Source organism: Rhizobium sp. K33, from assembly GCF_056501445.1.
Window position 1 is genome coordinate 3,991,544 of sequence record NZ_CP096478.1, and the last position, 26,477, is coordinate 4,018,020.

The window sequence follows — 26,477 nt, forward strand, 5'->3', positions numbered from 1 at the left end:
TCTGTGAGGCCGCGGCAGCGGGACCAATGTGATGACAGCCCCCATCGTCAGCCAGGCCGATGCCGAGATCGAAAAACTCATGGGGCTGCACCCCAAGGGCTATGATCTTTCGCTCGACCGCATCCGCCGCCTCCTCGAGGTTCTGGGCAATCCGCATCTGAAACTGCCGCCGGTCATCCATGTGGCCGGCACCAATGGCAAGGGCTCGGCCACGGCCTTCTGCCGTGCGCTTCTCGAAGCCCAGGGCCTCTCCGTCCACGTCCACACCTCGCCGCATCTCGTGCGATGGCACGAACGCTATCGGATCGGCGTGAAGGGTGGCTCGGGTCAGATCGTCGATGATGCGATGTTCGCCGATGCCCTGCGCCGCGTTGCCGAGGCCAATGGCGGCAAGTCGATCACCGTCTTCGAGATCCTGACGGCGGTGACCTTCATTCTCTTCTCGGAGCAGCCGGCCGATGTCGTCGTGCTCGAAGTCGGCCTTGGCGGACGCTTCGATGCCACCAATGTCGTCGAAAAGCCGGCGGTCTGCATCGTTCAGCCGATCTCGCTCGATCACCAGGCCTATCTCGGGGACCGGGTCGAACTGATCGCCGCTGAAAAGGCCGGCATCATGAAGCGCGGCGTGCCCGTGGTCATCGGTCACCAGGAATTCGACGGCGCCAAGGATGTGCTGATCAGCACCGCCGAGCGCCTCGGCTGTCCGCTTGCGGTCTTCGCCCAGGATTTCCTGGCTTATGAGGAATTCGGACGGCTCGTCTATCAGGACGAGTTCGGCCTGATGGACCTGCCGCTGCCGCGTCTGCCGGGCCGCCACCAGATCGGCAATGCCGCAACCGCCATCCGCGCCGTGAAGGCGGCGGGCTATCCGGTGACGGAAGAGATTGCGGAAAAGGCGATGTTGTCGGTCGAATGGCCGGGCCGCCTGCAGAGGCTGACCGAAGGTCGGCTGGTGGAGCGTGCGCCGGCCGGTGCCGAAATCTGGCTCGACGGGGGGCATAATCCCGGGGCAGGCGAGGTGATCGCCGAAGCCATGGCGGCCATGGAAGAACGCCAGGCACGCCCGCTGCACCTCGTCATCGGCATGATCAACACGAAGGATCCGATCGGCTTCTTCCGCGCCTTTGTCGACATCGCCCACAATGTCTACACCGTGCCGATCACAGGCTCCGATGTCGGCCTCGACCCTGTGGCGCTCGCCCAGTCCGCGGCAGAAGCCGGGCTGAAGGCACTTCCGATGGGTTCGCTCGGTCAGGCGCTGGACGCCATCCGCGAGCGCAGCGAAGGCGGCATTCCACCGCGCATCATGATCGGCGGCTCGCTTTATCTCGCGGGCAATGTGCTCGCCGAAAACGGCACCATCCCGAAATGAAAAAAGCCCGGCGAAACCGGGCTTTTTCTTTGTTCATCAGCGGTCAGGCTTAGGCAGCGCCCGAGATCCAGCTGGACAGCGCGGTCTTCGGCGCCGCACCCACCTTGATGTCGGCCACTTCGCCACCTTTGAAGACGGCGAGCGTCGGGATCGAGCGAACGCCGAACTGGGCAGCCAGTTCCGGGTTCTCGTCGATGTTGAGCTTGGCGATCTTCACCTTGCCGGCGAGCTCGTTGGAGATTTCTTCGAGGCTCGGCGCAATCATCTTGCACGGGCCGCACCATTCGGCCCAGAAATCCACAACAACCGGTTCGGAAGCGTTGAGCACCTCGGCCTGGAAATTGGACTTGTCGACTTTAACGGTAGCCATGGGGCTCTCCTTCATAGATGCGGAATTGACTAGATATGTGATGCCGCACGGCAACGATTTCAATATGCGGTATCTCACGATGTTTCGAGGTCGGCAAGAGAGCGCTGAAGCAGCCCGTCATCAAGCCGGATGAGGCTGCCGTTTTCGGTGTAGATCAGCCAGCATTCGATCTGTTTGCCGGGATAAAGCGGCTGCAGGATCTCGCGATAGATCGCAAGCTGCACCCGGTGGGAGAGGGGGGCTTGTGCGGCCTCCAGCGGCGGATTTCGGTTGGTCTTGTAGTCGGCAATGATCACCCGGTCGCCAAGCACGGCCATGCGGTCGATCCGGCCGGAGACCGCACGCAATTCCCCCTTGAGCCGCATGGTGCCCATGACCGAGACTTCGGCGCGACTGCCGGCATCGAACAGCGGGTGAAGCGCCTCGTCTTCCAGAACAGCCATGACGGTAGAGACCAATCGCTGGCGCTGCTCTGCCGGCCAGAACCGGGCGGCCCGTTCCGCATAGCGCCCGGCTGCCGCACGGCGCTCACCTTCCGGAAAACCTGGCAGGTTCTGCAGCATGCGATGGATGAGCCGCCCACGCTGGAGGGCGAGATCCGCTTTCTCCGACGTGGAAAAGAGCGCAGAGGCCGTCAGCGCATCCTCGTCTTCGTCCACGGTGATGCTGCCGGCACCCGATGGGCTGAGCGGTCGCGGCAAGCTGACCGGAGGCGGCAGCGGCTTCCAGAGCGTCTGGGGCAGGCTATGGCGCTCCTCAGCCTCGGCGCGCTCTTCCGTGACGGGCAGATCATCATCTGCCTCGCCGAGGGACCAGCGCAAACCGTTCCAGCTGCCATCGGGCCCGGAAAATTCGACCGGCTTGCAGCGCGTTTCGTTGGCACTGAGCGCCCGCGCGATCATCTTGTGCCAGATCTCGCCCGTGTCCTGCACGCCGCGATAGCCACCGACGATCAGGCGGTCGGCAGCGCGGGTCATCGCCACATAGAGCAGGCGGCGATATTCCTCCTCGGCCTGATCCTTGCGTCGATCCATGTCGGCAGCGGCGATCGAATTGCCGAGCGACTTCGACGGCACCCAGATCGGGAAGGGGAGGCCCTCCGCCGTTTCGAAAATGCGGAGTTTTGCCACATGGTTCGAATTGAAAGGCTTCGAGCCGCCATCGATCAGGAAGACAATCGGCGCCTCGAGACCCTTCGAGGCATGCACCGTCATGATGCGTACTTCGTCGCGTTCCTTGTCCTGTTCGCGCTTGACCTCCGGCGCTTCCATCTCAAGCGTCGAGACAAAGGATTGCAGCCCTGGCAAACCGCTGGTCTCGAAGGAGAGCGCAAAAGTCAGGAACTCGTCGATGATGTCGCTGACCTCGGAGCCGAGGCGAGCGAGATAGGCCCTTCGGCCACCATGGACGCTGAGCACCCGGGCATAGAAATCATGGACCGAGTGCTCTCGCGCCTGGTCGAGAAACAGGGTGAGCCGGTCGCATGTCTTCTTCCACGTGCCATTGGTCTCAGCCTGCTCCGTCAGTCTCGCCCAGAGGCTCTGCGCTTCCGACCGCTCGGCGGCGAGCGCCATCAGATCCTCTTCGTTATGGTTGAAGAGGGGGCTCTTCAGAAGCGACGCGAGCGAGAGATCGTCGCCTGGCAACAGCAGGAAACGGCCGAGGGCCAGCATGTCCTGCACGGCGATATGGCTGGTCAGCTTCAGGCGGTCTGCACCGGCAACCGGGATGTTGTAGGGACGTTTCAGCGCCCGGGTCAGCGCATTGACGAAGCCGTCGCGCTTGCGCACGAGCACGAGGATATCGCCCGGGCGGATCAGGCGCTTGTTGCCCTTCTCGATGATCGTTTCCCGTCCGACGATCTGGCTGATCTGATGCGCCACGCGTCGTGCAAGGATCGCGGAGGGAGCGCTTTCCGGCGTCGCGTCGAAGGGGGCGGTCCAGTCCTCGTCCTTCTCCTGCTTTTCGGCAGCAATCATGTCCCAGACATCGACCGTTCCCGGATGCCCGATGCGGCTCGACTGATGGATGACGGGGTCGCCGCCGGCACTGAGGCCACGGCTGTTTTCCGGCAGGCTGAAGACCTGATCGACGGCCGCGAGCACCGATTGCGTCGAGCGGAAGGACAGCGGCAGACGCACCGTGTTGAAGCTTTGCCCGCTTTCGGTGACCGCGCGTTCCGTCTGGCGGGCTTCCTGCGAGAACTGCTCCGGACGTGCGCCCTGGAAGGAATAGATCGACTGCTTCTCGTCCCCCACGGCAAAGAAGGTGCGGATCCCAGGCCGGGCGCTTAATCCCGTGAAAAAGTCTTCCCGCAGCGATCGGATGACATCCCATTGCACCGGGCTCGTGTCCTGTGCCTCGTCGACGAGGATATGGTCGATGCCCTGGTCGAGCTTGTAATGCACCCAGGCGCCGACATCGCCGCGCGTCAGCAGCCGGGCGGTGCGCACGATCAGATCCTCGAAATCGAGCTGCGAGCGTCGCTTCTTCAGTTCCTCATAGTCCGTGTCGAGACGTACGGCGAGCGTCAGTGCAGACCGCGTTGCCTCATACATGCGGAAGATCCGCAGCCGGTCCCGCATGGCGACCACATGGTCGCGCGCCGCAATCACGGCATCCTTGAGATCCGGGGCCACCTTGGTCATGGCGGCGGCAATGAGCGAGCTATCGGCTTTCGGCGCTTCCTGCGCCGTCAGGAAAGCCTGGTCCAGAAGCTTCGACCGCTCCAGGGCATCGGTTTCCACCAGCGCCCGTTCCAGCACTTCCGCGACGGCGCGCACTTTCTCGCCGCCCTTTTCAAGCGCAAGCTGGATGTAGCGGCTGAAATTGCCGCCGGACAGTCCGGCAAGCGGCCAGTAATCCTCGGCACGGCTGATCTCGCTCTCCAGTAGCCCGATGCCAAGACCCTTCCTTAAGGTCGCCTCAAGCCCACCCGCCCGTTCCGCCCGCTGCCGGAACTCGCGGATCGCATGCCGGTTGGCCACGGTATCGGCAATCAGGCCCTCGAGCCCGCTTTCATCGGCAATGCTCATAACCTGCGAGAAGGCTTCGGCGAGTGCTGCATCATTCTCCGTCGATGTGGCCGTCAGCAGCGATCGACGCGCTTCCGCAAGAACGGTGACGGCGGCACGATCGTCGAGCACATTGAAATGCCCGGCGACATTGGCCTCCAGGGGAAACTGGTGCAGCAGCGCTTCGCAGAAGGCGTGGATGGTCTGGATCTTCAGGCCACCCGGCGTTTCCAGCGCCTTGGCAAAGAGCCGCCGTGCGGCCGCAAGCGTTGCGCGATCCGGCTCCTTTTGCTCGATGGCCGCAATCCGCTTCGCCAGTTCCCGGTCATCCAGCGTTGCCCATTCCGCCAGCCGCTCGAAGACGCGGTTCGACATTTCGGACGCCGCGGCCTTGGTGTAGGTCAGGCAGAGAATGGACGAGGGGCGGGCGCCGGCGAGCAGAAGCCGGATCACCCGCTGCGTCAGAACATGCGTCTTGCCGGAGCCGGCATTGGCCGACACCCAGGCCGACTGGCCGGGATGAGACGCACGCGATTGGGCAAGTGTCGTCCAGCCAAGCCAAGTGGCGGGATCGTCGCCGGTCGGAAGTTCGTCCAGGGCAAAGCGCGGATCACTCATCGCCGGCTCCTTCCTCGGCTTCCGCCGTCGACCACTCCGCGACACGCGCCAGATGGTCGTATTCGCCGCCATAGGCGTTCTGTTCGGCCGGGATGAGACGGGAGACGTAGCCGCGCTCTCCGCTCTGCAGGGCCTGGACGAAGCGACCGAGTTCGTCGACCGATTGCGTGGCAAGCTCAAGCGCAGACTTCTTGTTGTCGCCCCGCGTCGCCATCTCGTTGTTCACCTGGTCGGCTGAGAAGCGATCGCCGGGTCGAAGACGCACATAGGTCAGGTTCAGCGGCTTGATGTCACCGGCCGGCTTGAAGGCACCTTGGAGAAGGGCTGCCGCTTCCAAAGCCAATTGCGGGTCGAGCAGGCTGCGCGCCTGGTTGACGCTGGGGTTGAGGCCCGTCTTGTAGTCGATGATGTCGGCAAAGCCGCCGCCGCGGATATCGATCCGGTCCGCGATCCCGCTGATGGTGATATCGACAGGGCGAAGCAGCACATTGCCCCTGACTTCCGTCAGCGAGCGCTTGATCTCCGGTCTCCGCTGCCGCTCCCAGGTGAGAAAAGCCGAGGCGACGCTGTAGAAGCGCTGCCGCCAGACGATGTCGATATGGAGCGGCAGAGCTTCTTTCAGAAACTCCTCGTCGGTGATCCGGTGCAGGATATCGAGCGCGTCCAGCCGGGCCGGGTCATGATCCTCTCGAATGAAGCGCTCGACGATCCGGTGATAGAGCGTCCCGCGTTCGGCAGCCCCCGGATCCTGGTTGAAGGGATCGACGGGATCGAGACGCAGGATACGCCGCGCATAGATGGAGTAGGGGTCCCGACGGAAGCGCCCAACTTCGGAAAAGCTGAAACTACGCGGCTGGAGTTCCGCGCGCGGCCGTGGCGCGGGGCGTTGCGCCGGAGCCTGGTTTTCGCCCTCGTCGATCAGGTCCGCATAGCGCCGATAGATATGGCCGCGCTTTCGCATCTCGTCTTCGAGCAGGGGTCCGCCAAGCGCCATCAGACGCTGGAGCCAGCGCGAGGCGACCGTCGGCGCAGACCCTTGTCGCAGCGCGCGCGAAAAGATCAGCTTCCGCGTGCCACAGGCCATCTGGAAATCATGCGCAACCTGGCCGATCTGCCGTTCCGGCGGCTCAAGCCCGACTTCCGTCTTCATCACGCGCGAGAGGAAGGGGTTGTTCTTGGTCTGGCCGGGCCAGCTCCCTTCGTTCATGCCGCCGATCACCATCATGTCGACATTCTGCAGGCGTGCTTCGAGCGTGCCGAAGATGAAGACGCGCGGATGCCGCATGGCTCGCGGCTTCACCGCCTGGCCGGCCATCAGCGCCGTCAGGATATCGACCCATTGCGGGCCGTCGGCCTCGATCTGCCCGTCCGTCTCCAGGACTTCCGCGAGAAGCCGCGCCAAAGCCTCACCCGCCGCATCGCCCCAGAGGCCGGCAAGGTCACCGCGCTCGTCGACCGTGACGGCTTCCAGCACGCGACCCGTGCGTTCGGCCCAATCGCTCACGGTCAGACTCTGCGACAGCACACGCCCGTCGGTTGACCGGATCACCGCCGACACGAGCGGCTCGACAGCTTGCGTCACGCGGCTCGCCAGCAGCCTAGCGAGCTCGATCTCTTTGGGCGTTATCGAAATGCGCCATCGCGGCTTGTGGCGGTCGGCCAGATGCGCCTCGAGCCCCTCGGCAAAGAGCGGTTCCATCTCGGCGAGGTCGAGGCTTTTCAGGCCCCCACGCAGCGCGATGCGTTCCAGCGCGTCAGCAGCCTTGCGCATATCCTCGGCGGTGAAGCCGAAACGGGCCAGCGGATGCTTGATAAGCGAGACGATCGCCACAGGGTCACCCGGACGCAGGCAGGCCTCGGCCACCACCTGGGTCAGCATGGCAGCCTGGGTACCGGTCATCGGCGTACCCGCGGAATCATCCGCCTCGATCCCGAACCGCGCGAGTTCGGACATCACACGCCGCGCCAGCGCGCGGTCGGGCGTGATCAGCGCCACCCGGCTTTCGGGATTGTCGGAAGCCTCTTCGAGCCCCAGCCGCAGCGCAATCGCAATCGCCGTTGCTTCCTCGCGCTCATTGGCCGTCTCGATCAGCGCGACATCCCCAAATGCCGCAAGCACGCGGGAATCGTCGATGTCCTGCCGCCACGCCTTCCAGCTATCGGTCGCCTCTGCGGGTGCCATCGCACGCGACAGAAACTCGGCCCGGTCCTGAAGCGCCGGATCGGAGGTTTCGAGAACCCGAACGTCACCGCGTTCCAGTTTCATGTGCCGTAGGAGATGGGCAAGACCATATTGCGGATGCCCGCGCACGGCAGGGCTTGGACGCATCACGGAGATCTCGCGGTCGTTGAGCTTCGCCCAGTCCTCCTCCGGCATGTCGAGATCGAGCCCGGGCAGCACCACGACACCCTGGTCGAGCTCGGCAATCGCGGCAATCAGTTCGGCCGCCGCCGGTATCGAGCCGGTGGAGCCCGCAACGATGACGGGACCGGCAGAACCCTGCCTGCGGAAGCGCTCTGCCTCGGCCCGGAGTACCGCATCGCGGTGGCGCGCTGGAGACGACCGCACCAGTTCCTGCAGCCGCGCCGGCCAGAACTGCGTCGCGATGGTGAGAAACTCCAGCGTCAGCTGCCACCATGAGCCGAAATCCGCCGATTGCAGATTATCGAGATCCTTCCAGTCGCAGCCTTCGGTTTCTGCTGCTTCGATCAGCTCGACCAGAGCTCGGGCCAGCCAGACGGCGTCGGCCGGGCTTGCGGGTGCGACGAGCGGCGTGTCCGAATGGATCGACCGGACGATCTCGGGAAGCTGGTTGCGCCAGGCCAGGATCAGCCGAGCGAGCTCCAGAAGCATGACGGTCCCGCTTACCGGCGGGGCGAGATCCATCAGCTGCGGCGCATCGAGATCGAAAAAGCCGCTGTCGTCATCCATTTCGCCCAACGTCCGAATATCCGGCAGGATCGCCGCGCGTCCGCCGAGCAGATCGACGAATTCCGAGCGCAACACGCGGGCCGCGCGCCGGGTCGGAACCAGCAGAGTGACGCCTGCCAGAGAAAGCGGATCCGTGGGGTCGTAGCGAAAACCATCGGTCAGGCGACCGTCGAGCAGCGCCTGCGTGAGCGTCCTGAGGAAAGGCCGGCCCGGAGGGATCGTCAGCAGCCGCGGCGCCTTGCTGACCATCTCAACGGCCCCCACCGTAGCGGGCCACCACGGCTTCGGCAGGCGCGATCGCATCGGGGGTGCCGACGGTCAACCACTGTCCAATAAGGTCCGTACCGAACAGCCGGCCTGCGGCAATCGCACGATCGAAATAGATGTTGAGGTTGAAGGGACCTTGCGGCGCGTCCTCGAAGAGATGCGACATCAGCGCGAGAGCCCCGGCATAAACGACTGGGTTCGGCGCGCCCGAGACATAGCGGGTGAGCCGACCGTCATCCGCCATCGAAAAATCATTCTTCCCGTTATGGCCCGTGGTCCGTTCCTGCTCGACGCAGAGCATCGCCATGTCCATCCGGGAAGGATCGAACTGCTGCGCCAGGCGGACAAGATTGCTCGGCTCGTCATCCCGTTCGCCGACCCAGAAGAGATCGGCATTCATGACGAGTGCCGGCTGGTCCGGATCAAGCAGCTTGAGGCCCTTCACGAGACCACCGCCCGAATCCATCAACTGAGCCCGTTCGTCGGAAATGCGGATCCTGGCGCGCGTCTCATTCGCCAAATGCGCTTCCATCTGGTCCGCATGGTGGTGAACGTTGACGGCGACCGTCTCGACGCCCGCTTCAACGAGCGCGTCGAGCACATAGTCGATCATCGGCTTATCCCCGATGCGAACCAGTGGCTTCGGCATGGTCTCTGTAATGGGGCGCATCCGCGTGCCGAGGCCGGCCGCGAGCACCATGGCTTGCTTGATGATCATTTGCTCAGGCCGGTGATTCGGGAAGCTCGATTCCAGCCTCTATGCACCAGTTCCGCAAGGGGGCGAGGACAGGATGTTCGAAAGCAACGCTCAGGTGCCAGAGCGTGCGGGGAAGATGGCGCATATAGCCCGGCTTGCCGTCGCGCTCCTTCAGCCGCACCCAGAGCCCGTTCAGCTTGCAGGCCCGCTGCGCCGACATGATCGCCCAGCTCTTCAGGAAGGCGGCCTCTTTGAAATCCGGTTGTTTGGCGCGTGCCGAAAGATAGTCGCCCATCAGCTGATCCATCAGCGGCCGCTCGATCGTCACCCGCGCGTCCTGCACCAGTGAAACGAGATCATAGGCCGAGGGGCCGATCATCGCGTCCTGGAAATCGATGAGGCCGACCCGGTCATGACCTTCACGATCATCGCGCCAGATGATGTTGGGCGAATGAAAGTCACGCATGACGATGGATGTATCGGAGCCCGCCAACTCGTCGATCAGCTCATCCCAGATGGCGAGATAGCGGGCACGTTCTTCCACCGTTGCCGGTTGACCGTCGCGTTTCCACGGCAGGTGCCAGTCGAGAAGTAGCTCCACCTCGAACTTCATCGCTGCGCGATCGAAATCGGGAATGACATGTTTATGCCCGCCGGCAATGACGATCTCCCGATCGAAGGGCGTGTCATGAATAGCGGCGAGGCAGGCCGCGCTGGCGCGGTAGCGATCGGCAATCGGCTTTCCCTGTTCGTCGAGAACACTACCTTCGCCGAGATCTTCGAGAAGCAGGATCCCGGCATCCAGATCCTGAGCCAGGACTTCGGGAGCCGCAAAGCCCCGCTCGCGCAGCGCCTGTCCGATCGCCACGAAGGGACGCACGTCCTCCGCCAGATGCACGAGCTGCGAATAGGGCTTGCCATCGCGGATCGGCGGACCATTCGGCCGCTTCGGCGCGTCCATCAGGACCAGTCGGGCGCTTCCGTCGGCCGGATAGACATGCTCATAGGCGCGGTTCGAGGCGTCGCCCGTCAGGTGGCGTCTATGCGCACCCTCTTGATGATGCCCGTCGAGGAACCGGCGGATCTCGGTGACGCGCCGCAGCCGCGAAAGCTTGGCCTCGGGCGCATGGATGGTGACGGTCCTGCCGCCGGTGGCAGCAAAGGCGATATGGATGTCGATCCGGGTCTTCGGCAGCGCACGGCCGGCCTTGCTTGGCCATTCGATCAGGCAGATCCCGTCGGCCAGCGCCTCCTCAAGACCCAGTTCATCCAGCTCGCTTTCGTCGGAGAGCCGGTAGAGGTCGAAATGGGCAACGGGGATAGTGAGGTCGTAGGTCTGGACCAGGGTGAAAGTCGGGCTCGGCACTTCGAGATCGGGATCGTCGGCCAGCGCCCGGATCAGGGCGCGGCTGAGCGTGGACTTGCCCGCGCCGAGATCGCCATGCAGCGCGACACAATCGCCGACTGCTAGGGCAAGAAGCAGATCCTCGCCGAACAAGGCGGTGGCGCGATCGTCGGCGAGATCAATGGCAAGCGGGGCGGGCTCGACGCTCATTCGGCGGCGGCGATCAACTGCGGTAGACTGGCATTGGGAATGCGGCAATGAACCGTGGTCCCACGTCCCGGCTCGCTTTCGATCTTTACCTCGCCATTGTGCAGGTTGACGAAGCTCTGCACGATCGAGAGGCCGAGACCCGGTCCACTGCGCTTGCCGCCCTTGGCGCTTGTCGAGAAGCGATCGAAGGCCGAGGAAACGAGATCCGGGCTCATGCCGCAGCCGGTGTCACTGACGGAAAATGCAAAGTCACTGCCGTCGCGCCAGCACTTCATCGAGACAACGGAGCCCTCGGGCGCGAAATTGACGGCATTGGTCAGGATCTTGATCAGGATCTGCTTCAGCCGCTGCCGGTCGGCAATCAGGTGGCCAAGCTGTGCGGGTGCCGCGATCTCCAGCGTCACGCCACCTTCCTGCAGCCGGTCGGTCATCTGCATCGAAACGTCATCGAGCAGGTCGCTCAGGTCGATCTCCGAATAGTCGAGCTGCATGATGCCGGCATCGACCGTCGCGAGATCGAGGATGTCGTTGACGATCGTCAGCAGCACCGAAGACGAGGTCGAGATGTGATCGATGTATTCGGCCTGTCGCTCGTTGAGCGGGCCGATCGCCGAGGTCTTCAGGAGATCGGTAAAGCCGATGATATTGGTGAGCGGCGAGCGCAGTTCGTAAGAGACGTGCTGGACGAAATCGTTCTTCAGCTCGTCTGCTTTCCGCAGCGCTTCGTTCTTCTCCTTCAGCGCCCGTTCCGCGCGGACACTGTCGGTCATGTTGACGAAGGTCAGCATGGTCTGCGCGTTCGGGAGTGGTGTGACCGCATAGTCGAGCACGAGGCCGGAATAGAGCTCCAGCGTTCCCTGGCTCGACGGCCGCTCGTCTTCGAAGCTCGTGATCATCTTGCCGAAGGCCTTCCAGCCGTCGGGCTTGTCATAGGACGGACCGCAGGCTGCTTCGAGCAGCCGGATATGGGTGCCGACAGCCGCTTGCGCCTCGGTGATGCCCCAGAGCGCGCGGAAGGCGGGATTGGACAGCTGGATCCGGCCATCCGGGCCGAACACGGCAACGCCCTCGGACAGGTGGTCGATGGTCTCGCCCTGAACCTGAACCAGCGTGTTGTAGCGCGTCTCGAGATTGACCTGCTCGGTCAGATTTTCGAAGACCCAGGTCGCACCGCCCTGCGGATGCGCTGATGCGATCACGCGCAGCGTCTGGCCGTTCGGCAGATGCCAGAGGTCGGTCTGGGTTTCGAGCGCGCGGTAGACGGAAAGGCAGTTCTCTTTCCACGCCTTCCAGCTGAGCTGTTCCGGCAGCTTGTGGGCGGCGCGCAACCGGTCGAGGAGTTCGGCATGATCAGGCCGGCTCTCGAGGAACTTGGCTTCGAGGCCCCAGAGCTGCTGGAAGGCCTGATTGTAGAACTGCAAGCGCCGTTCAGCGTCGAAGATCGCAACGGGCGTCGCCAGATGATCCAGGGTATCGGCGTGGCTCTTGAGGGTGCGTCCAAGCTCTTCACGAAGGGTTTCGGAGGCCGAGACGTCGATCGCCATACCGCAGGAGCCTGCAGGACCTCGGACATCGACGACGTCGAAGAAGGTGCGTGCGCCGCGCACGGCAGTCGAGACAGTATCCTGGAACGGCGATTCCGGTGTTGCCGACGCCCGGATCTTCTCACGGGTGAGGGTCCCCAGGATCTCGCGCCCTTCCTGCACCGCCTGTTGCGGGGAGCTCGCTTCGACCGCATCACTGTAAGCCTGGTTGACCCAGACCAGACGGCCCTCGCCATCGCGCTGCCAGACCGGCTGCTCGATGGAATCGAGGAGGGATTCGAAGGTGGCGATCGAGCTGCGCAGACGGTTGCGCTCGATCTTCAGTTCGGCAAGTTCTGCCCGCAGATTGTCGAGCGCGACGAAATGGGCGTAGGCGCGACCGCCATAGAGCTTGCCCTGCACCTCCAGAACCTCGCCGCGCTGGGTTTCCACGACGAGCTCGAAGGACTTTGCGTTCAGGCGCAGCCCTTCGATGGCGCGCTCGACCTCGCTTGCGGAATGCGGCTTCAGCCAGCGACCGAAGGCCAGGAATTCCGGGTCGTGCTGGGGGGCACCGGTCTCTGCCGGCAGCTGGCCGAGCAGCTCGGCCTTGCCGTCATGACCGTCCCAGATGACGGTGCGCCGATTCTTGTCGGCAATCAGGGTCTGGTAACGGGAGATCTTGTGCTGGCAGTCGGAAAAAGCGGTCCGAAGTTCGCGCACCTCGACATCCAGCCTGTTGCGCTGGCGAAGGAGGACGGCGGCGAAGATCAAGGCTGCAGAGACGCTGCCGAGCAAGACCGCGTAACCGGCAACATCAGCGCTATCGAAGCCCCGCATCGGAGTGGCGGATTGCGCAAAGGCAAAGCCTGGCAGCAGGGCACCGGCAAGCGCGCTGCCGCAGGCAAGCACGCGCTTCACACAGGCTGTCGTGGAGCGTCGTGCCGTAAGGCGCAGCGCCACGGGTGCCAGGTCTTTACAGGGCCGCCAAAGGCTTGAAACACCGGCCGTCATAGCCGTATCCCGCTGACGCGGGGCGCGTTGATGTACCGACATTCTCGGTCTGTCCTCGTCTTATTATGTGCCGCATCGTCGACAAGACATCCGTGTCCGTGGACCGCTCGTGCGGTTCACGAATCAAGTTCTAAAACAATACCGCTGATGGAAAGTGTCGGGAAGGCCGGGCCCCAAAAAAGAAAGCGGCGCCTTTGTCAAGGCGCCGCCTACTACATCTTGATATTATCCAGCTATATTTTAATAGCGGTAGTGTTCTGCCTTGAACGGTCCCTGCGGCGTGACGCCGATATAGGCGGCCTGCTCTTCAGAAAGCGTAGTCAGCTTCACACCGAGCTTTTCGAGATGCAGACGGGCGACCTTTTCATCGAGGTGCTTCGGCAGAACATAGACGCCGGGCTTGTACTCGTCGGTCTTGGTGAAGAGCTCGATCTGACCCAGAACCTGGTTGGTGAACGAGGCCGACATGACGAAGGACGGATGGCCGGTGGCGTTGCCGAGGTTCAGCAGGCGACCTTCCGAAAGGAGGATCATGCGGTTGCCCTTCGGGAACTCGATCATGTCGACCTGCGGCTTGATGTTCGTCCACTTCAGATTCCGGAGCGAGGCAACCTGGATCTCGTTGTCGAAGTGGCCGATGTTGCCGACGATCGCCATGTCCTTCATCTCGCGCATATGCTCGATGCGGATGACGTCCTTGTTGCCGGTCGTGGTGATGAAGATGTCGGCGGAGGAAACGACGTCCTCGAGCGTGACGACTTCAAAACCGTCCATGGCGGCCTGCAGGGCGCAGATCGGGTCGACTTCGGTCACCTTGACGCGGGCGCCGGCGCCGCGAAGCGAGGCAGCAGAACCCTTTCCGACGTCGCCGTAGCCGCAGACGACTGCAACCTTGCCGGCCATCATCACGTCGGTACCGCGGCGAATGCCGTCAACCAGCGATTCCTTGCAGCCATACTTGTTGTCGAACTTCGACTTGGTGACCGAGTCGTTGACGTTGATGGCCGGGAAGGGCAGGAGGCCCTTCTTGGCGAGCTCGTACAGACGATGCACGCCGGTGGTGGTTTCTTCAGTCACGCCCTTGATGGCATCGCGCTGCTTGGTGAACCAGCCCGGCGAAGCGGCGAGGCGCTTCTTGATCTGGGCGACCAGGATTTCTTCTTCTTCCGACTGCGGATTGGACAGGACGTCCTCACCGGCTTCGGCGCGGGCGCCGAGCAGGATGTACATGGTGGCGTCGCCGCCATCATCGAGGATCATGTTGGAGACGCCGCCATCGGCCCACTGGAAGATCTTGTCGGTGTATTCCCAGTAGTCGGTGAGCGACTCGCCCTTGATCGCAAAGACCGGGATGCCGGCAGCGGCGATCGCGGCAGCGGCATGATCCTGGGTCGAGAAGATGTTGCAGGATGCCCAGCGGACATCAGCGCCGAGCGCGACGAGGGTCTCGATCAGAACGGCCGTCTGGATCGTCATGTGCAGCGAACCGGTGATCCGGGCGCCCTTCAGCGGCTTGCTCGCGCCGAACTCTTCGCGGCAGGCCATCAGGCCCGGCATTTCGGTTTCAGCGATGCTGATTTCCTTGCGACCGAAATCGGCAAGACCGATATCAGCGATGACATAGTCATGTTTGCTCATGGGATTCTCCGGCTGGATCCGACCCGATCCGCATCTCATGGCGGACGGATAAACTGGCTCTCCCGCAGGTCTAGCTGCAGGGCTGGTCGTCTTCTAGCAGGGAACGGGCTTGAACGCAATCTGACATAAAGAAGTCTTTATGTCTTTATGTCGCGATGCTTTACATCTCTTCACCGAAGCGATCGGCAACGAGCGCTTCCAGTGCATTTATCACGTCTTCGGCCTGGTTGCCTGTGGCAGAGACGCAGATGGAGCAGCCGGGGCTGGCGGCCAGCATCATCAGGCCCATGATCGAGGTACCGCCAACTGTCGTGCCGTCTTTGGAGACGCTGACATTCGCGTCGAACCCGCTGACGGTCTGGACAAATTTCGCAGACGCACGCGCATGCAGGCCGCGCTTGTTGATGATCAGGAGATCGCGGGAAATCGGGTCAGTCATTTGCTGTCACTTACCACTCAGGACGCGGCTTGCGACATTGATGTATTTCCGGCCAGCCTCGGACGCCTCGACAAGCGCGCGGTCCATGTCGTTGTCGCCGCGCACGCCGGCAAGCTTGATCAGCATGGGCAGGTTGACGCCGGCAATGACTTCGATGCGGCCGGTATTCATGACGGAAATCGCAAGGTTCGAAGGTGTGCCGCCGAACATGTCGGTCAGGATGATGACGCCATGACCATCATCCGCACGCGTGACGGCTTCGAGAATGTCCTGGCGGCGCTGATCCATGTCATCTTCGGGGCCGATAGAAACGGTCTCGATGAATTTCTGAGGGCCTACGACGTGTTCCACCGCGTGATGAAACTCTTCAGCCAGCTTGCCATGAGTGACAAGCACAAGTCCGATCATTCTCTACTGCCCCTTAGCGCAACTCTCGCCAAATAGCTCAGGATTGGCGTTTCGTCCATCAGTGGGACGCCATCTTGTCGATGAAAGCAGGAAGTGCAAGCCAAAACAGCGTGTATTTTAGCGCTTATCATTCAGGTGGCGAAGCCGCGCGAAGATAAGGCTGAGCGGAAAGCGGCTCCAGGATGGCACGCGCACGACCGGAAGGCGAACCCCGTCAAGGAGGTCGAAATGCTCGTCATCGGGCGGCAATCGCTGTGCTTCGTCGGATTGAACGGGCAGGACAGCATAGTGCAGCTCGGCGTTTGCGACGTGATCGACAGAGACGATGCCGCTGTATCGCAATTCGATCAGTCCGCGGATCGTCTCGGGAGCGGATGCAAAAACTCTGCCCTGCTCGAGAGAGATGAGGACACGGTCGTCGGCGATCAGCGCATGCGAGAGGTTGGAGAGCCTCGCTTCTGCGAGACAGTCGAAGGCAAGTGCCGACTTGCCGCTGCCGGATGGTCCGAGAAAGAGAAGCCCCGTGCCATCGACGATGATCGCCGTGCCGTGAATGTTGGTCTGGCCCGCACTCATGCGGCTGCCGCGACCGGCAGCGAGAGGATGAACCGGGCCCCGGTGATCCGCCCGGTTGCGGGATCCATCACATTCTCCGCTCTCAGCGTGCCGCCATGCGCTTCGGCGATCTGTCGGCTGATCGAGAGGCCAAGCCCTGAGTTCTGACCGAAGCTCTCGCCCTCCGGGCGGTCCGTGTAGAAGCGCTCGAAGATGCGATCGATGTCTTCCGCCTGGATCCCTGGTCCATTGTCTTCGACCTGGATCAGGTAGCGGCTGCGACTGCGGGACAGCTTGACCAGAATGCGCCCGGTCTCCTCGGGCACGAAGGATCGCGCGTTCTCGATCAGGTTCGTGACGATCTGGCCGAGACGAAGGTCATGGCCGTGGACGATGAAGGCATGGTTCGCGCCCGGCTTTTGCTCCACAACGCAATCGATCTTGACCGCCTTCTTGCCGCTGCGGATCTCGCGGGAGATATCGACAAGGCTGGAAATGAGCACTTCGAGATCGACCGGCTTGGCATCCGAACGCGCAAGCTCCGCATCCAGACGAGAGGCGTCCGATATGTCGCTGATCAGGCGATCGAGGCGACGCACGTCATGCTGGATGATGTCCATCAACCGCTGTCTCGATTGATCGGTCTTGGCAAGCGGCAGCGTTTCGACGGCAGAGCGCAGCGACGTCAGCGGGTTCTTCAACTCGTGGCTCACATCTGCGGCGAAGCTTTCGATCGCGTCGATGCGGTCGTAGAGCGCCGTTGTCATTTCGCGCAGCGCAATCGAGAGGTTGCCGATTTCGTCCTGGCGGATGGAGAAATCCGGGATCTCCTCGCGCTCCTTCGAGCCCCGACGCACGCGGATGGCCGCAGCCGAAAGGCGGCGGAGCGGGTTGGCGATGGTGGAGGACAGAAGCAGCGACACGACGATGTTCACGAGCGTTGCGACCCCGAAGACGCGCAGGATGGCGAGGCGCTCGGCATGAACGATCTTGTCGATATCGCCGGCCTGCGTCGACAGGAGCAGAACGCCGAGGACCGCGCGCGATCGCTGGACCGGAACCGCGACGGAAACGATCAACTCACCCTGGTCGGTCATGCGCACGACTGCGCCGCGAACACCGGTCAGCGCGTTCATCACTTCCGGATAGATCGAACCGTCGCCCCCCGGGGCTTCGCGATAGACCGGAAGGTTGCCCGGCTGCAGTATGGTGTTGAAGAGGCGGGTGATCCAGTCGGTCAAACTGGTGGAATCATTGTCGACCGGCGGCAGATCGAACCGCAGCACCTGGCCGCGCGAGTAGAGATGCCGCGAATCAAGCAGCAGATTGGCATCGGCATCGAAAAGCCGGGCGCGAATGCGGGTCGGCGAGATCAGACGTCGCAAAACCGGCGCCACGCGTTCCGGGTTGATCGGGAATTCGAGATCCTCGTCGTTCGGGACGGGCGTGATGCTCTGACCGGCCTGCAGCTCGAGCAGCTTTTCCGGATCGATCGTAATCGAATTCGTGTCGACCGAAGCGGACGCTGAAACGGCCGCCGCGATGATCTCGCCCTGCGTCAAAAGGCTCTCGACGCGAGCGTCGATCAGTCCCTCGCGGAACTGATTGAGATACATGATGCCGCCCACGAGGACGATGAGAGCCGCGAGGTTGAAGAAGACGATGCGGCGCGTCAGGCTGGAGAACAGCGCATGCCCGAAGATCCGGCGGATCAGCGTGAAGGGATGGCTGAACAGCCGTCGCTGCTCGGAGCCGGAATCCGTCTCCTCCAGATGTCCCTCGTCAACCTGCTGGGTCAAACCTTTGCCTTTCGCCCATGCGCCTCGATGACCGGCCTCATGGCCGAAGAACCGGGGCGATTGGGATCTTACGCTGCTTCGCGGAAGCGGTAGCCCACACCGTAAAGCGTTTCAATCATGTCGAAGTCGGTATCGACCATCTTGAACTTCTTGCGCAGGCGCTTGATGTGGCTGTCGATCGTGCGGTCGTCCACATAGACCTGCTCGTCATAGGCCGCATCCATGAGCGCATCGCGGCTCTTTACCACGCCGGGGCGCTGCGCCAGCGACTGCAGGATCAGGAATTCGGTTACCGTCAGGGTCACCGGATCGCCCTTCCAGGTGCAGGTGTGGCGTTCCTGATCCATGACCAGCTGTCCGCGCTCGAGCGTGCGGGCCTGCTGTTCAGCGCTTCCCTTGGCAGGGCTTCCGCCGGCCGCGAGGTTTTCCCGGCTCGCCGAGCGGCGCAGAATCGCCTTCACGCGTTCGACCAAGAGACGCTGGGAGAAAGGTTTGGTGATGAAGTCGTCGGCGCCCATCTTCAGGCCGAAGAGCTCGTCGATTTCCTCGTCCTTGGAGGTGAGGAAGATCACCGGGATATCGGACTTCTGACGCAGACGGCGCAGCAGTTCCATTCCGTCCATGCGCGGCATCTTGATGTCGAAGATGGCTAGCTGCGGCGGGCGGGCGAGAAGGCCGTCGAGAGCCGAGGCGCCGTCGGTGTAGGTTTCGACCTTATAGCCTTCTGCTTCGAGAGCAATCGAAACCGAAGTCAGAATGTTGCGGTCGTCATCCACGAGGGCGATCGTCTGCATAGTGTACGTCTCCGTCATCGTTGCGCTGCTCCTGGTCTCTCCAGCCCAGCTCTGGTTCCATGGCAGTGCGATATGAGGATAAAGGTGGAACAAATTGTGGCAGAGGGGAAGGGGTACGGCGCGGAGTTTCTATTCGCAGACGATTATAGTGGGACGCGAAGGTAGGTTTTCGAACGGAATGGAAGCGGAACTAAACGATTTAAAATGGCGCTTTTCAGTTTTAAATCGATTAAATAATTGATATCATTATATTTTTCGAGTTCGCATCTTGCTTTCGGGTCATCTCCCGTTTAGTTTTCACGCATTCAAGGTCCAGACCATGTGAGAGGAAGGCGCACCATGGAGGAATTCGGCGTGAGGAACCCGGCTGCGGGGATCGCGGATATCGGCTTGGGAAAAGCCGCCAGCGTTCGCTACAACTTCCTGGAAGCTGCTCTTTATGAAGAAGCGATCCGCCGGGGCGAGGCCGAACTGACCGCCGATGGCGCCGTGCGCGCCCTGACCGGCCAGCACACCGGCCGCTCCGCCAAGGACAAGTTCGTTGTCCGCGACGGCAAGACCGACGACCAGATCTGGTGGGACAACAACAAGCCGATGACGCCGGAGCATTTCGCCGTGCTGCATCAGGACATGTTGGCCCATGCCGCAGGCAAGGATCTCTTCGTCCAGGATCTGATCGGCGGCGCCGATGCGGACAATGCGCTTCCGACCCGCGTTGTCACGGAATTCGCCTGGCACTCGCTGTTCATCCGCAACCTGCTGATCCGTCCGGAGCGTCAGGCTCTCGAAGGTTTCCAGCCGAAGCTGACGATCATCGATCTGCCGAGCTTCCGCGCCGATCCTGCCCGTCACGGCTGCCGCACCGAAACGGTCATCGCCTGCGACCTGACCAATGGCATCGTCCTGATCGGCGGCACCTCCTATGCCGGCGAGATGAAGAAGTCGGTCTTCACCGTTCTCAACTACCTGCTGCCGGAAAAGGGCGTCATGCCGATGCACTGCTCGGCGAATGTCGGCCCCGAAGGTGACGCCGCCGTCTTCTTCGGCCTGTCCGGCACCGGCAAGACCACGCTCTCGGCCGATCCGAAGCGCACGCTGATCGGCGACGACGAGCACGGCTGGGGCGAAAACGGCATCTTCAACTTCGAGGGTGGCTGCTACGCCAAGACCATCCGTCTCTCGGCAGAAGCCGAGCCGGAGATCTACGCAACGACCAAGCGCTTCGGCACCGTGCTTGAAAACGTCGTCCTCGACGAGAACCGGGTTCCGGATTTCAACGACGGCTCGCTGACGGAAAACACCCGCTGCGCCTACCCGCTGCACTTCATTCCGAATGCATCGGAGACCGGCATCGCGCCGCACCCGAAGACGATCATCATGCTGACGGCCGATGCCTTCGGCGTGCTGCCGCCGATCGCCAAGCTGACGCCGGAACAGGCCATGTACCACTTCCTCTCCGGCTACACGGCAAAGGTCGCCGGCACGGAAAAGGGCGTGACGGAACCGGAAGCAACCTTCTCCACCTGCTTCGGCGCCCCCTTCATGCCGCGTCATCCGACAGAATACGGCAATCTTCTGCGTGACCTGATCGCCCGCCATGAGGTCGATTGCTGGCTGGTCAACACCGGCTGGACCGGCGGCGCCTATGGCACCGGCAATCGCATGCCGATCAAGGCGACACGCGCTCTGTTGACGGCTGCGCTGACCGGCGAGCTGAAGAAGGTCGAGATGCGCACGGATGCGAACTTCGGCTTCGCCGTTCCCGTCGCCGTCGCCGGTGTCGATACGAAGATCCTCGATCCGCGTTCGACCTGGGCCGATGGTGTCGCCTATGACGCCCAGGCCAAGAAGCTGGTCGGCATGTTCATCGACAACTTCGCCAAGTTCGAAGCGCATGTCGACGGCAAGGTTCGTGACGCAGCCCCCGGCATCCGCCTGGCCGCTGAATAAGATACTGCTTTCCTGAGGTGGAGAGAGGCCTGGCAGCTTTGCCGGGCCTCTTTGGCTTGGTGCTTGCCTTTGCCGCTGCTGCGGCCGATATGGGATCGGAGAAAGAGACCGAAGACATGGCAAGCGAACCCCTAGAGATCAACAACCGCATCACGATTGCCGGCTGGGAGCTGACGGAGCAATTTGTGCTGGCGGGCGGCCCGGGCGGCCAGAACGTCAACAAGGTCTCGACCGCCGTTCAGCTCTTTTTCAACCTGCTCGGCTCACCCTCACTGAATGATCGGGTGAAGCAGAACGCCGCCAAGCTTGCCGGCAAGCGCCTATCGAAGGAGGGCGTGCTGATGATCGAGGCGAGCCGCTTTCGCAGTCAGGATCGCAATCGCGAGGATGCGCGCGAGCGGTTGAAGGAGCTGCTGCTCGAAGCCGCCAAGCCACCACCGCCGCCACGCAAGAAGACGAAGCCGACCAAGGGCTCGATCGAGCGGCGCCTGAAGGAAAAATCCGGGCGCTCGGATGTAAAGAAGATGCGCAGCAAGCCGACGGGGGATTGAGAAGGTGGCCGGAGCAAAAGCCGAAATCAGCCTACAATCCGGCTTGCGATATCTGCCGGGCCGTCTCTCGCGACAGGAGCAGGAAGATCTCGTCAAAATCATCCGTCAGGTCGTGGCCGAAGCGCCGCTCTACGTCCCGGTGATGCCGGGCTCCGGCCGACCCATGTCGGTGCGCATGACGAATTGCGGTCCGCTCGGCTGGGTGACGGACAAGGAGCGCGGCTATCGCTATCAGACGACGCATCCGGTGACGGGCCTCCCTTGGCCCGCCATCCCGCAAGTGCTGATGGACCTTTGGCGGGACATCTCGGGCCACCCGAAGGACCCTGAGGCCTGCCTGGTCAATTTCTACGCCGACGACGCCAAGATGGGCCTGCATCAGGACCGCGACGAGGCCGATCTCTCTGCCCCGGTGCTCTCGATTTCGCTGGGCAATACCTGCCTATTTCGCATCGGCGGCCTGGCACGGACGGATCGCACCAGATCACTGAAGCTGGAAAGCGGTGACGTGTTTCTGCTGGGAGGGGAAGGACGCCTTTGTTTCCACGGCGTGGACCGGATCTATCCGGGAACCTCGACCCTGTTGAAGTCCGGCGGCCGTATCAATCTGACCCTCCGCCGGGTCAATCCATAGCCGGCGATCGATCGCCTACAGTTTTCTCAAGGCGACTGTTTCGACCAGATGATTGTCACCCTTGCGCAGGATGAGATCGGCGCGCGGACGGGTCGGCAGGATGTTTTCGCGCAGGTTCTTGAGGTTGATGTTCGCCCAGAGCCCCTCGGCAATCTCCGTCGCCTCGTCCACGCTGATCGTGGCATAGCGGTGGAAGTAGGAATTGGGGTCGCGGAAGGCCGTCTGCCTGAGCTTCATGAAGCGGTCGACATACCAGCGATGGATCGCGTTCTCGTCTGCGTCGATATAGATCGAGAAGTCGAAGAAATCCGAGACCATCGGCACGATCTTGCCGTCAACCGGCAGGTTGCGGGACTGCAGGACATTGATGCCCTCGAAGATCAGGATGTCGGGGCGGTCGATGATCCGGTGCTCGTTCGGCAGCACATCATAGGTCAGGTGGGAGTAGCTTGGCGCCTTGACGTTCGGCAGTCCCGCCTTGATCGCCGACAGGAAGCGCAGGAGTGCGCCGATGTCGTAGCTCTCCGGAAAACCCTTGCGGTTCAGGATGCCGTTCTTCACCAGATGCGCGTTGGGATAGAGAAAGCCGTCGGTGGTGACGAGGTCGACCTTCGGGCTCGACGGCCAGCGCGCCAAAAGCTCCTTCAGCACACGGGCCGTCGTCGATTTGCCCACGGCAACGGAACCTGCGATGCCGATCACAAAGGGCGTCTTGAAGACGTCGGAGAGGCTGAGGAAGCGGTTGCGCTGCTCGAACAAAAGCTGCGAGGATTCGACATGTGACGACAGGAGGCGCGACAGCGACAGATAAATCCGCCGGACCTCATCGAGATCGATCGGGTCGTCGATCGAGCGAAGCCGTTTCACTTCGTCGGCTGTCAGCGTCAGAGGCGTATCGGCGCGGAAATGCGCCCATTCCTCGCTATCGAAGAAATGGTAGGGGGAATAGCCGTTCGCCTGGAAATGGTCGAGGACGTCTGGCGTTTCGGAGTCCCGCATAGCTATCGTCATGGATCCTGCCGACTGGCCTTTTCGCTCAGGCCTGTCTGAGCCGTCCGGCGCTCGAGTTCCTGCATCACTGCTTGTAAAGGGATGTCAGCGATTTTCAATACGACCATCAGGTGATAGAGGAGGTCCGCGCTCTCGTAGACGAGGTTTTCGCGATCGTCCTTGACGGCCGCCATCACAGCTTCGATCGCCTCTTCACCCAGCTTCTTCGCCGCCTTGCCCTGACCGCCTGCAACCAGCTTTGCCGTCCAGGATTGGCTCGGATCCGCCTGAGCGCGGCTGGCAACGATGGCTTCCAGATCGGCGAGGGTGAAACTGCTCATCATGGGTCCTTCCGCGTCAGTCGAGGCGCATGGCGATGCCGGCCGCGGCCATGTGGGCCTTGGCCTCTGCGATCGAATAGGTGCCGAAGTGGAAGATCGAGGCAGCGAGAACCGCCGTCGCATGGCCATCGCGAACACCCGCGACCAGATCCTCGAGATTGCCGACGCCGCCCGAGGCAATGACCGGCACGCGAACGCTGTCGGCGATCGTTCGGGTGAGGCCGATGTCATAGCCGCTCTTGGTGCCGTCCCGGTCCATGGAGGTGACCAACAACTCGCCGGCACCGCGCTCGACCATCTTGATCGCAAAGTCTACCGCATCGATCCCGGTCGGCTGGCGGCCGCCATGGGTGAAGATCTCCCAGCGATCCGCTTCGCCGGAGCCTGATACCTTCTTCGCATCGATCGAGACGACGATGCACTGGTTGCCGAACTTGTCGGCGGCTTCTGCGACGAAGTCGGGGTTCTTCACCGCTGCCGAATTGATCGACACCTTGTCCGCGCCGCAGAGCAGGAGCTTGCGGATATCGGCAACCGCGCGAACGCCACCGCCGACCGTCAGCGGCATGAAGCAATGATCGGCTGTCTGCGCGACCACATCGAAGATCGTGTCGCGGTTGTCCGAGGATGCGGTGATGTCGAGAAAGCAGAGTTCGTCCGCACCGGCAGCGTCGTAGGCCTTGGCCGCCTCGACCGGGTCACCGGCATCGATAAGATCGACGAAGTTGACGCCCTTGACGACGCGGCCGTCCTTCACGTCGAGGCAGGGGATCACGCGGGCCTTGAGTGTCATGGTCTTGTCCTCAGCCTCTCGCAGCCTTGATCAGCGCCAGCGCCTCTGCAGGGTCGATACGCCCATCATAAAGCGCGCGACCGGAAATCGCACCTTCGAGCTTCCCAGCATCCGGCTCGAGCATGCGCTTGATGTCTTCGATGGAGGCGAGGCCTCCCGATGCGATCACGGGGATCGAAACGGCGGCGGCCAGTTCCAGCGTCGAGGCCCAGTTGATCCCGGTCAGGATCCCGTCGCGGTCGATGTCGGTATAGATGATCGCGGCGACCCCTGCGCCTTCGAAACGCTGAGCGAGTTCGATGACGCCGAGTTCTGACGCTTCCGCCCAGCCTTCGACGGCGACCTTGCCGCCCTTGGCGTCGATGCCGACGGCGACTTTGCCGGGAAAGCGCTTGCAGGCTTCGATGACAAGCGCCGGATCACGCACGGCAACCGTCCCGAGGATTACGCGCGACAGCCCACGCGACAGCCAGCTCTCGATATGATCAAGCGTGCGGATGCCACCGCCGAGTTGCACCGGGTTCTTCGTCGCCTTCAGGATCGCATCGACGGCAGCACCATTGACGCTTTCACCTGCAAAGGCGCCGTTCAAGTCGACGACATGCAGCCATTCGAAGCCCTGGTCTTCGAAGGCGCGCGCCTGTGCTGCCGGATCGGGATTGTAGACCGTCGCCTGGTGCATATCGCCCAGCTTGAGGCGAACGCACTGGCCGTCCTTGAGGTCGATGGCGGGAAAAAGGATCATGGGAGTATCCGTGCGCTTCAGGGCGTCCAGGTCAGGAAATTGGCAATGAGCTTTAGGCCAAGGGCCTGGCTCTTCTCGGGATGGAATTGCGCGCCCACCATGTTGTCGCGCCCGACAAAGGCGGTCATCGCACCACCATAGTCGGTTGTAGCGATCACGTCCTCGGGCTTGCGTGCGGCGAGGTGATAGGAATGCACGAAATAGGCATGCAGCCCGTCAGGGCCGGTCGCAATGCCGTCAAACAAGGGATGCGGCCGATTGAGTGTCAGCGTATTCCAGCCGATCTGCGGGATCTTGAGCGAAGGATCCGACGGCGTCATCTCGACGACATCGCCCTCGATCCAGCCGAAGCCTTCGGTCACGGTCTTCTCAAGACCACGCGACGACATGAGCTGCATGCCGACGCAGATGCCGAAGAAGGGACGGCCCTTTTTCTCGACGACGTCCGTGATCGCGTCATGCATGCCGGGGACCGCATCGAGCCCCTTGCGGCAATCGGCATAGGCCCCGACACCCGGAAGCACGATCCGATCTGCGGTCGCGACCCGGTCTGCCTTGTCGGTGAGTTCGATCTCGGCGCTAAGGCCGGCCTCGCGGGCCGCCCGTTCAAAGGCCTTGGTGGCCGAGCGCAAATTGCCCGAGCCGTAGTCGATGATAGCTACACGCATGTTGTCCAGTCCTTTCTGCTCGACGGTCCGGGTTCAACGCCCGAACCGGAGCAAGGTGGCATTTCCCCCGTGGGGAAGACGCCCCTTAAACCAGGGTGCCCTTGGTGGAGGGGATACGGTTTGCCTGCCGCGGATCGACTTCAGTTGCCGTGCGAAGCGCGCGCGCGACCGCCTTGAAGCAGGTCTCGGCGATATGATGGTTGTTCGCGCCGTAATGGTTCAGCACATGCAGTGTGATCCCGGCATTCTGCGCAAAAGCCTGAAAGAATTCACGCACCAGTTCGGTGTCGAAGGTGCCGATCTTTGGCGCGCTGAAATTGACGTTCCAGACGAGGAACGGCCGACCGGAGACGTCGATGGCCGCCTTGGTCATCGTCTCGTCCATGGCCAGATCGATCGAGGCATAGCGCGTAATGCCCTTGCGATCGCCCAGCGCCTTGGAAATCGCCTGGCCGAGCGCAATACCCGTATCCTCGACCGTATGGTGATCGTCGATATGCAGGTCGCCCTTCACCTCGATGTCCATGTCGATCAGCGAGTGACGGCAGAGCTGGTCGAGCATATGGTCGAAGAAGCCCACGCCCGTCGAAATCTTGCCCGTGCCGGTGCCGTCGATATTGACGGAAACCGAGACCGAGGTTTCGTTGGTCTTGCGGGAAACTTCGCCTTTACGCTCTGCCATCTGGCTGCTCCATGAGGATCTCGGCCCTCCCATAACAGCAGGCCGGTGAAATATCCAGAAGTTACATTGCGCTGCCGCAAGGCGCGGGGCCTGCGCTTGTTGCCCAGATTGCAATCGTTGAAAGCCCA

The 26,477-nt window shown here is 62.4% G+C and carries 22 protein-coding genes; 4 read left to right on the forward strand and 18 right to left on the reverse strand.

The window, feature by feature from the left end:
• The first annotated feature begins 31 nt into the window (after nt 1-31).
• Complete coding sequence (locus M1E12_RS19225; protein WP_310242486.1) at nt 32-1,372, forward strand: bifunctional folylpolyglutamate synthase/dihydrofolate synthase; 1,341 nt, start codon at nt 32-34, stop codon at nt 1,370-1,372.
• A 49-nt stretch (nt 1,373-1,421) separates the two neighbouring features.
• Here the strand turns inward: M1E12_RS19225 and trxA are convergent, their stop codons facing one another.
• The 12 genes from trxA to M1E12_RS19285 all read right to left on the reverse strand — a co-directional run bounded on the left by trxA (nt 1,422) and on the right by M1E12_RS19285 (nt 18,995).
• Nucleotides 1,422-1,742: a thioredoxin gene (gene trxA / locus M1E12_RS19230; RefSeq protein WP_113459144.1), complete on the reverse strand. Its 321-nt coding sequence runs from the start codon at nt 1,740-1,742 to the stop codon at nt 1,422-1,424.
• Nucleotides 1,743-1,816: 74 nt separating this feature from the next.
• Nucleotides 1,817-5,374 carry a double-strand break repair helicase AddA gene (addA, locus tag M1E12_RS19235; protein WP_479562935.1) on the reverse strand — a complete coding sequence of 1,186 codons (3,558 nt, stop codon included), beginning with the start codon at nt 5,372-5,374 and terminating at the stop codon, nt 1,817-1,819.
• A complete protein-coding gene (gene addB, locus M1E12_RS19240) occupies nt 5,367-8,555 on the reverse strand; it encodes a double-strand break repair protein AddB (protein ID WP_479562936.1) in 3,189 nt (1,062 codons plus the stop codon). The genes addA and addB overlap by 8 nt, the downstream gene beginning before the upstream one ends.
• A gap of 1 nt (nt 8,556) precedes the next feature.
• Nucleotides 8,557-9,291: a nucleotidyltransferase family protein gene (locus tag M1E12_RS19245; protein WP_479562937.1), complete on the reverse strand. Its 735-nt coding sequence runs from the start codon at nt 9,289-9,291 to the stop codon at nt 8,557-8,559.
• A 4-nt stretch (nt 9,292-9,295) separates the two neighbouring features.
• Complete coding sequence (gene tsaE / locus M1E12_RS19250; protein ID WP_479562938.1) at nt 9,296-10,825, reverse strand: tRNA (adenosine(37)-N6)-threonylcarbamoyltransferase complex ATPase subunit type 1 TsaE; 1,530 nt, start codon at nt 10,823-10,825, stop codon at nt 9,296-9,298.
• Nucleotides 10,822-13,362: a PAS domain-containing sensor histidine kinase gene (locus M1E12_RS19255; RefSeq protein ID WP_479564925.1), complete on the reverse strand. Its 2,541-nt coding sequence runs from the start codon at nt 13,360-13,362 to the stop codon at nt 10,822-10,824. The genes tsaE and M1E12_RS19255 overlap by 4 nt, the downstream gene beginning before the upstream one ends.
• Nucleotides 13,363-13,602: 240 nt before the next feature.
• Nucleotides 13,603-15,000: an adenosylhomocysteinase gene (ahcY, locus tag M1E12_RS19260; protein ID WP_479562939.1), complete on the reverse strand. Its 1,398-nt coding sequence runs from the start codon at nt 14,998-15,000 to the stop codon at nt 13,603-13,605.
• A gap of 160 nt (nt 15,001-15,160) precedes the next feature.
• Complete coding sequence (locus M1E12_RS19265) at nt 15,161-15,439, reverse strand: HPr family phosphocarrier protein (RefSeq protein ID WP_479562940.1); 279 nt, start codon at nt 15,437-15,439, stop codon at nt 15,161-15,163.
• 6 nt (nt 15,440-15,445) lie between these two features.
• Complete coding sequence (locus tag M1E12_RS19270; RefSeq protein WP_113459152.1) at nt 15,446-15,847, reverse strand: PTS sugar transporter subunit IIA; 402 nt, start codon at nt 15,845-15,847, stop codon at nt 15,446-15,448.
• Between the two features lie 117 nt (nt 15,848-15,964).
• Nucleotides 15,965-16,423, reverse strand: a complete 459-nt coding sequence (locus M1E12_RS19275; protein ID WP_479562941.1) for an HPr kinase/phosphorylase — start codon at nt 16,421-16,423, stop codon at nt 15,965-15,967.
• Entirely contained in the window at nt 16,420-18,201 is a 1,782-nt protein-coding gene (locus M1E12_RS19280) for a sensor histidine kinase (protein ID WP_113459154.1), read from the reverse strand. The genes M1E12_RS19275 and M1E12_RS19280 overlap by 4 nt, the downstream gene beginning before the upstream one ends.
• A 68-nt stretch (nt 18,202-18,269) precedes the next feature.
• Nucleotides 18,270-18,995 carry a response regulator transcription factor gene (locus M1E12_RS19285; protein ID WP_205910028.1) on the reverse strand — a complete coding sequence of 242 codons (726 nt, stop codon included), beginning with the start codon at nt 18,993-18,995 and terminating at the stop codon, nt 18,270-18,272.
• A gap of 339 nt (nt 18,996-19,334) precedes the next feature.
• On the opposite strand from M1E12_RS19285, the gene M1E12_RS19290 reads away from it, so the two are divergent.
• The 3 genes from M1E12_RS19290 (at nt 19,335) to M1E12_RS19300 (ending at nt 22,130) form a co-directional block, all read left to right on the forward strand.
• Nucleotides 19,335-20,945 (forward strand): phosphoenolpyruvate carboxykinase, encoded by a 1,611-nt coding sequence (locus M1E12_RS19290; protein WP_479562942.1) that lies wholly within the window; start codon nt 19,335-19,337, stop codon nt 20,943-20,945.
• A gap of 116 nt (nt 20,946-21,061) precedes the next feature.
• A complete protein-coding gene (gene arfB / locus M1E12_RS19295; protein ID WP_113459203.1) occupies nt 21,062-21,496 on the forward strand; it encodes an alternative ribosome rescue aminoacyl-tRNA hydrolase ArfB in 435 nt (144 codons plus the stop codon).
• Nucleotides 21,497-21,500: 4 nt separating this feature from the next.
• The gene (locus M1E12_RS19300) at nt 21,501-22,130 is read left to right on the forward strand and encodes an alpha-ketoglutarate-dependent dioxygenase AlkB (protein ID WP_479562943.1); all 630 of its coding nucleotides are present in this window, start codon (nt 21,501-21,503) and stop codon (nt 22,128-22,130) included.
• A 15-nt stretch (nt 22,131-22,145) separates the two neighbouring features.
• Here M1E12_RS19300 and coaA read toward each other — a convergent pair whose 3' ends face one another.
• The 6 genes from coaA to hisB form a co-directional block, all read right to left on the reverse strand.
• Complete coding sequence (gene coaA / locus M1E12_RS19305) at nt 22,146-23,141, reverse strand: type I pantothenate kinase (RefSeq protein ID WP_136539070.1); 996 nt, start codon at nt 23,139-23,141, stop codon at nt 22,146-22,148.
• The gene (locus M1E12_RS19310) at nt 23,138-23,461 is read right to left on the reverse strand and encodes a phosphoribosyl-ATP diphosphatase (protein ID WP_136539068.1); all 324 of its coding nucleotides are present in this window, start codon (nt 23,459-23,461) and stop codon (nt 23,138-23,140) included. Before M1E12_RS19310 ends, coaA begins: the two co-directional genes overlap by 4 nt.
• 16 nt (nt 23,462-23,477) lie before the next feature.
• Nucleotides 23,478-24,254 (reverse strand): imidazole glycerol phosphate synthase subunit HisF, encoded by a 777-nt coding sequence (gene hisF / locus M1E12_RS19315; RefSeq protein ID WP_479562944.1) that lies wholly within the window; start codon nt 24,252-24,254, stop codon nt 23,478-23,480.
• Nucleotides 24,255-24,264: 10 nt separating this feature from the next.
• Nucleotides 24,265-24,999 carry a 1-(5-phosphoribosyl)-5-[(5-phosphoribosylamino)methylideneamino]imidazole-4-carboxamide isomerase gene (gene hisA / locus M1E12_RS19320; protein WP_479562945.1) on the reverse strand — a complete coding sequence of 245 codons (735 nt, stop codon included), beginning with the start codon at nt 24,997-24,999 and terminating at the stop codon, nt 24,265-24,267.
• A 17-nt stretch (nt 25,000-25,016) separates the two neighbouring features.
• Nucleotides 25,017-25,667 (reverse strand): imidazole glycerol phosphate synthase subunit HisH, encoded by a 651-nt coding sequence (gene hisH, locus M1E12_RS19325; protein ID WP_479562946.1) that lies wholly within the window; start codon nt 25,665-25,667, stop codon nt 25,017-25,019.
• A gap of 85 nt (nt 25,668-25,752) precedes the next feature.
• On the reverse strand, nt 25,753-26,349 hold the full coding sequence (gene hisB, locus M1E12_RS19330) for an imidazoleglycerol-phosphate dehydratase HisB (RefSeq protein WP_479562947.1): 597 nt from the start codon (nt 26,347-26,349) through the stop codon (nt 25,753-25,755).
• Nucleotides 26,350-26,477 lie beyond the last annotated feature (128 nt).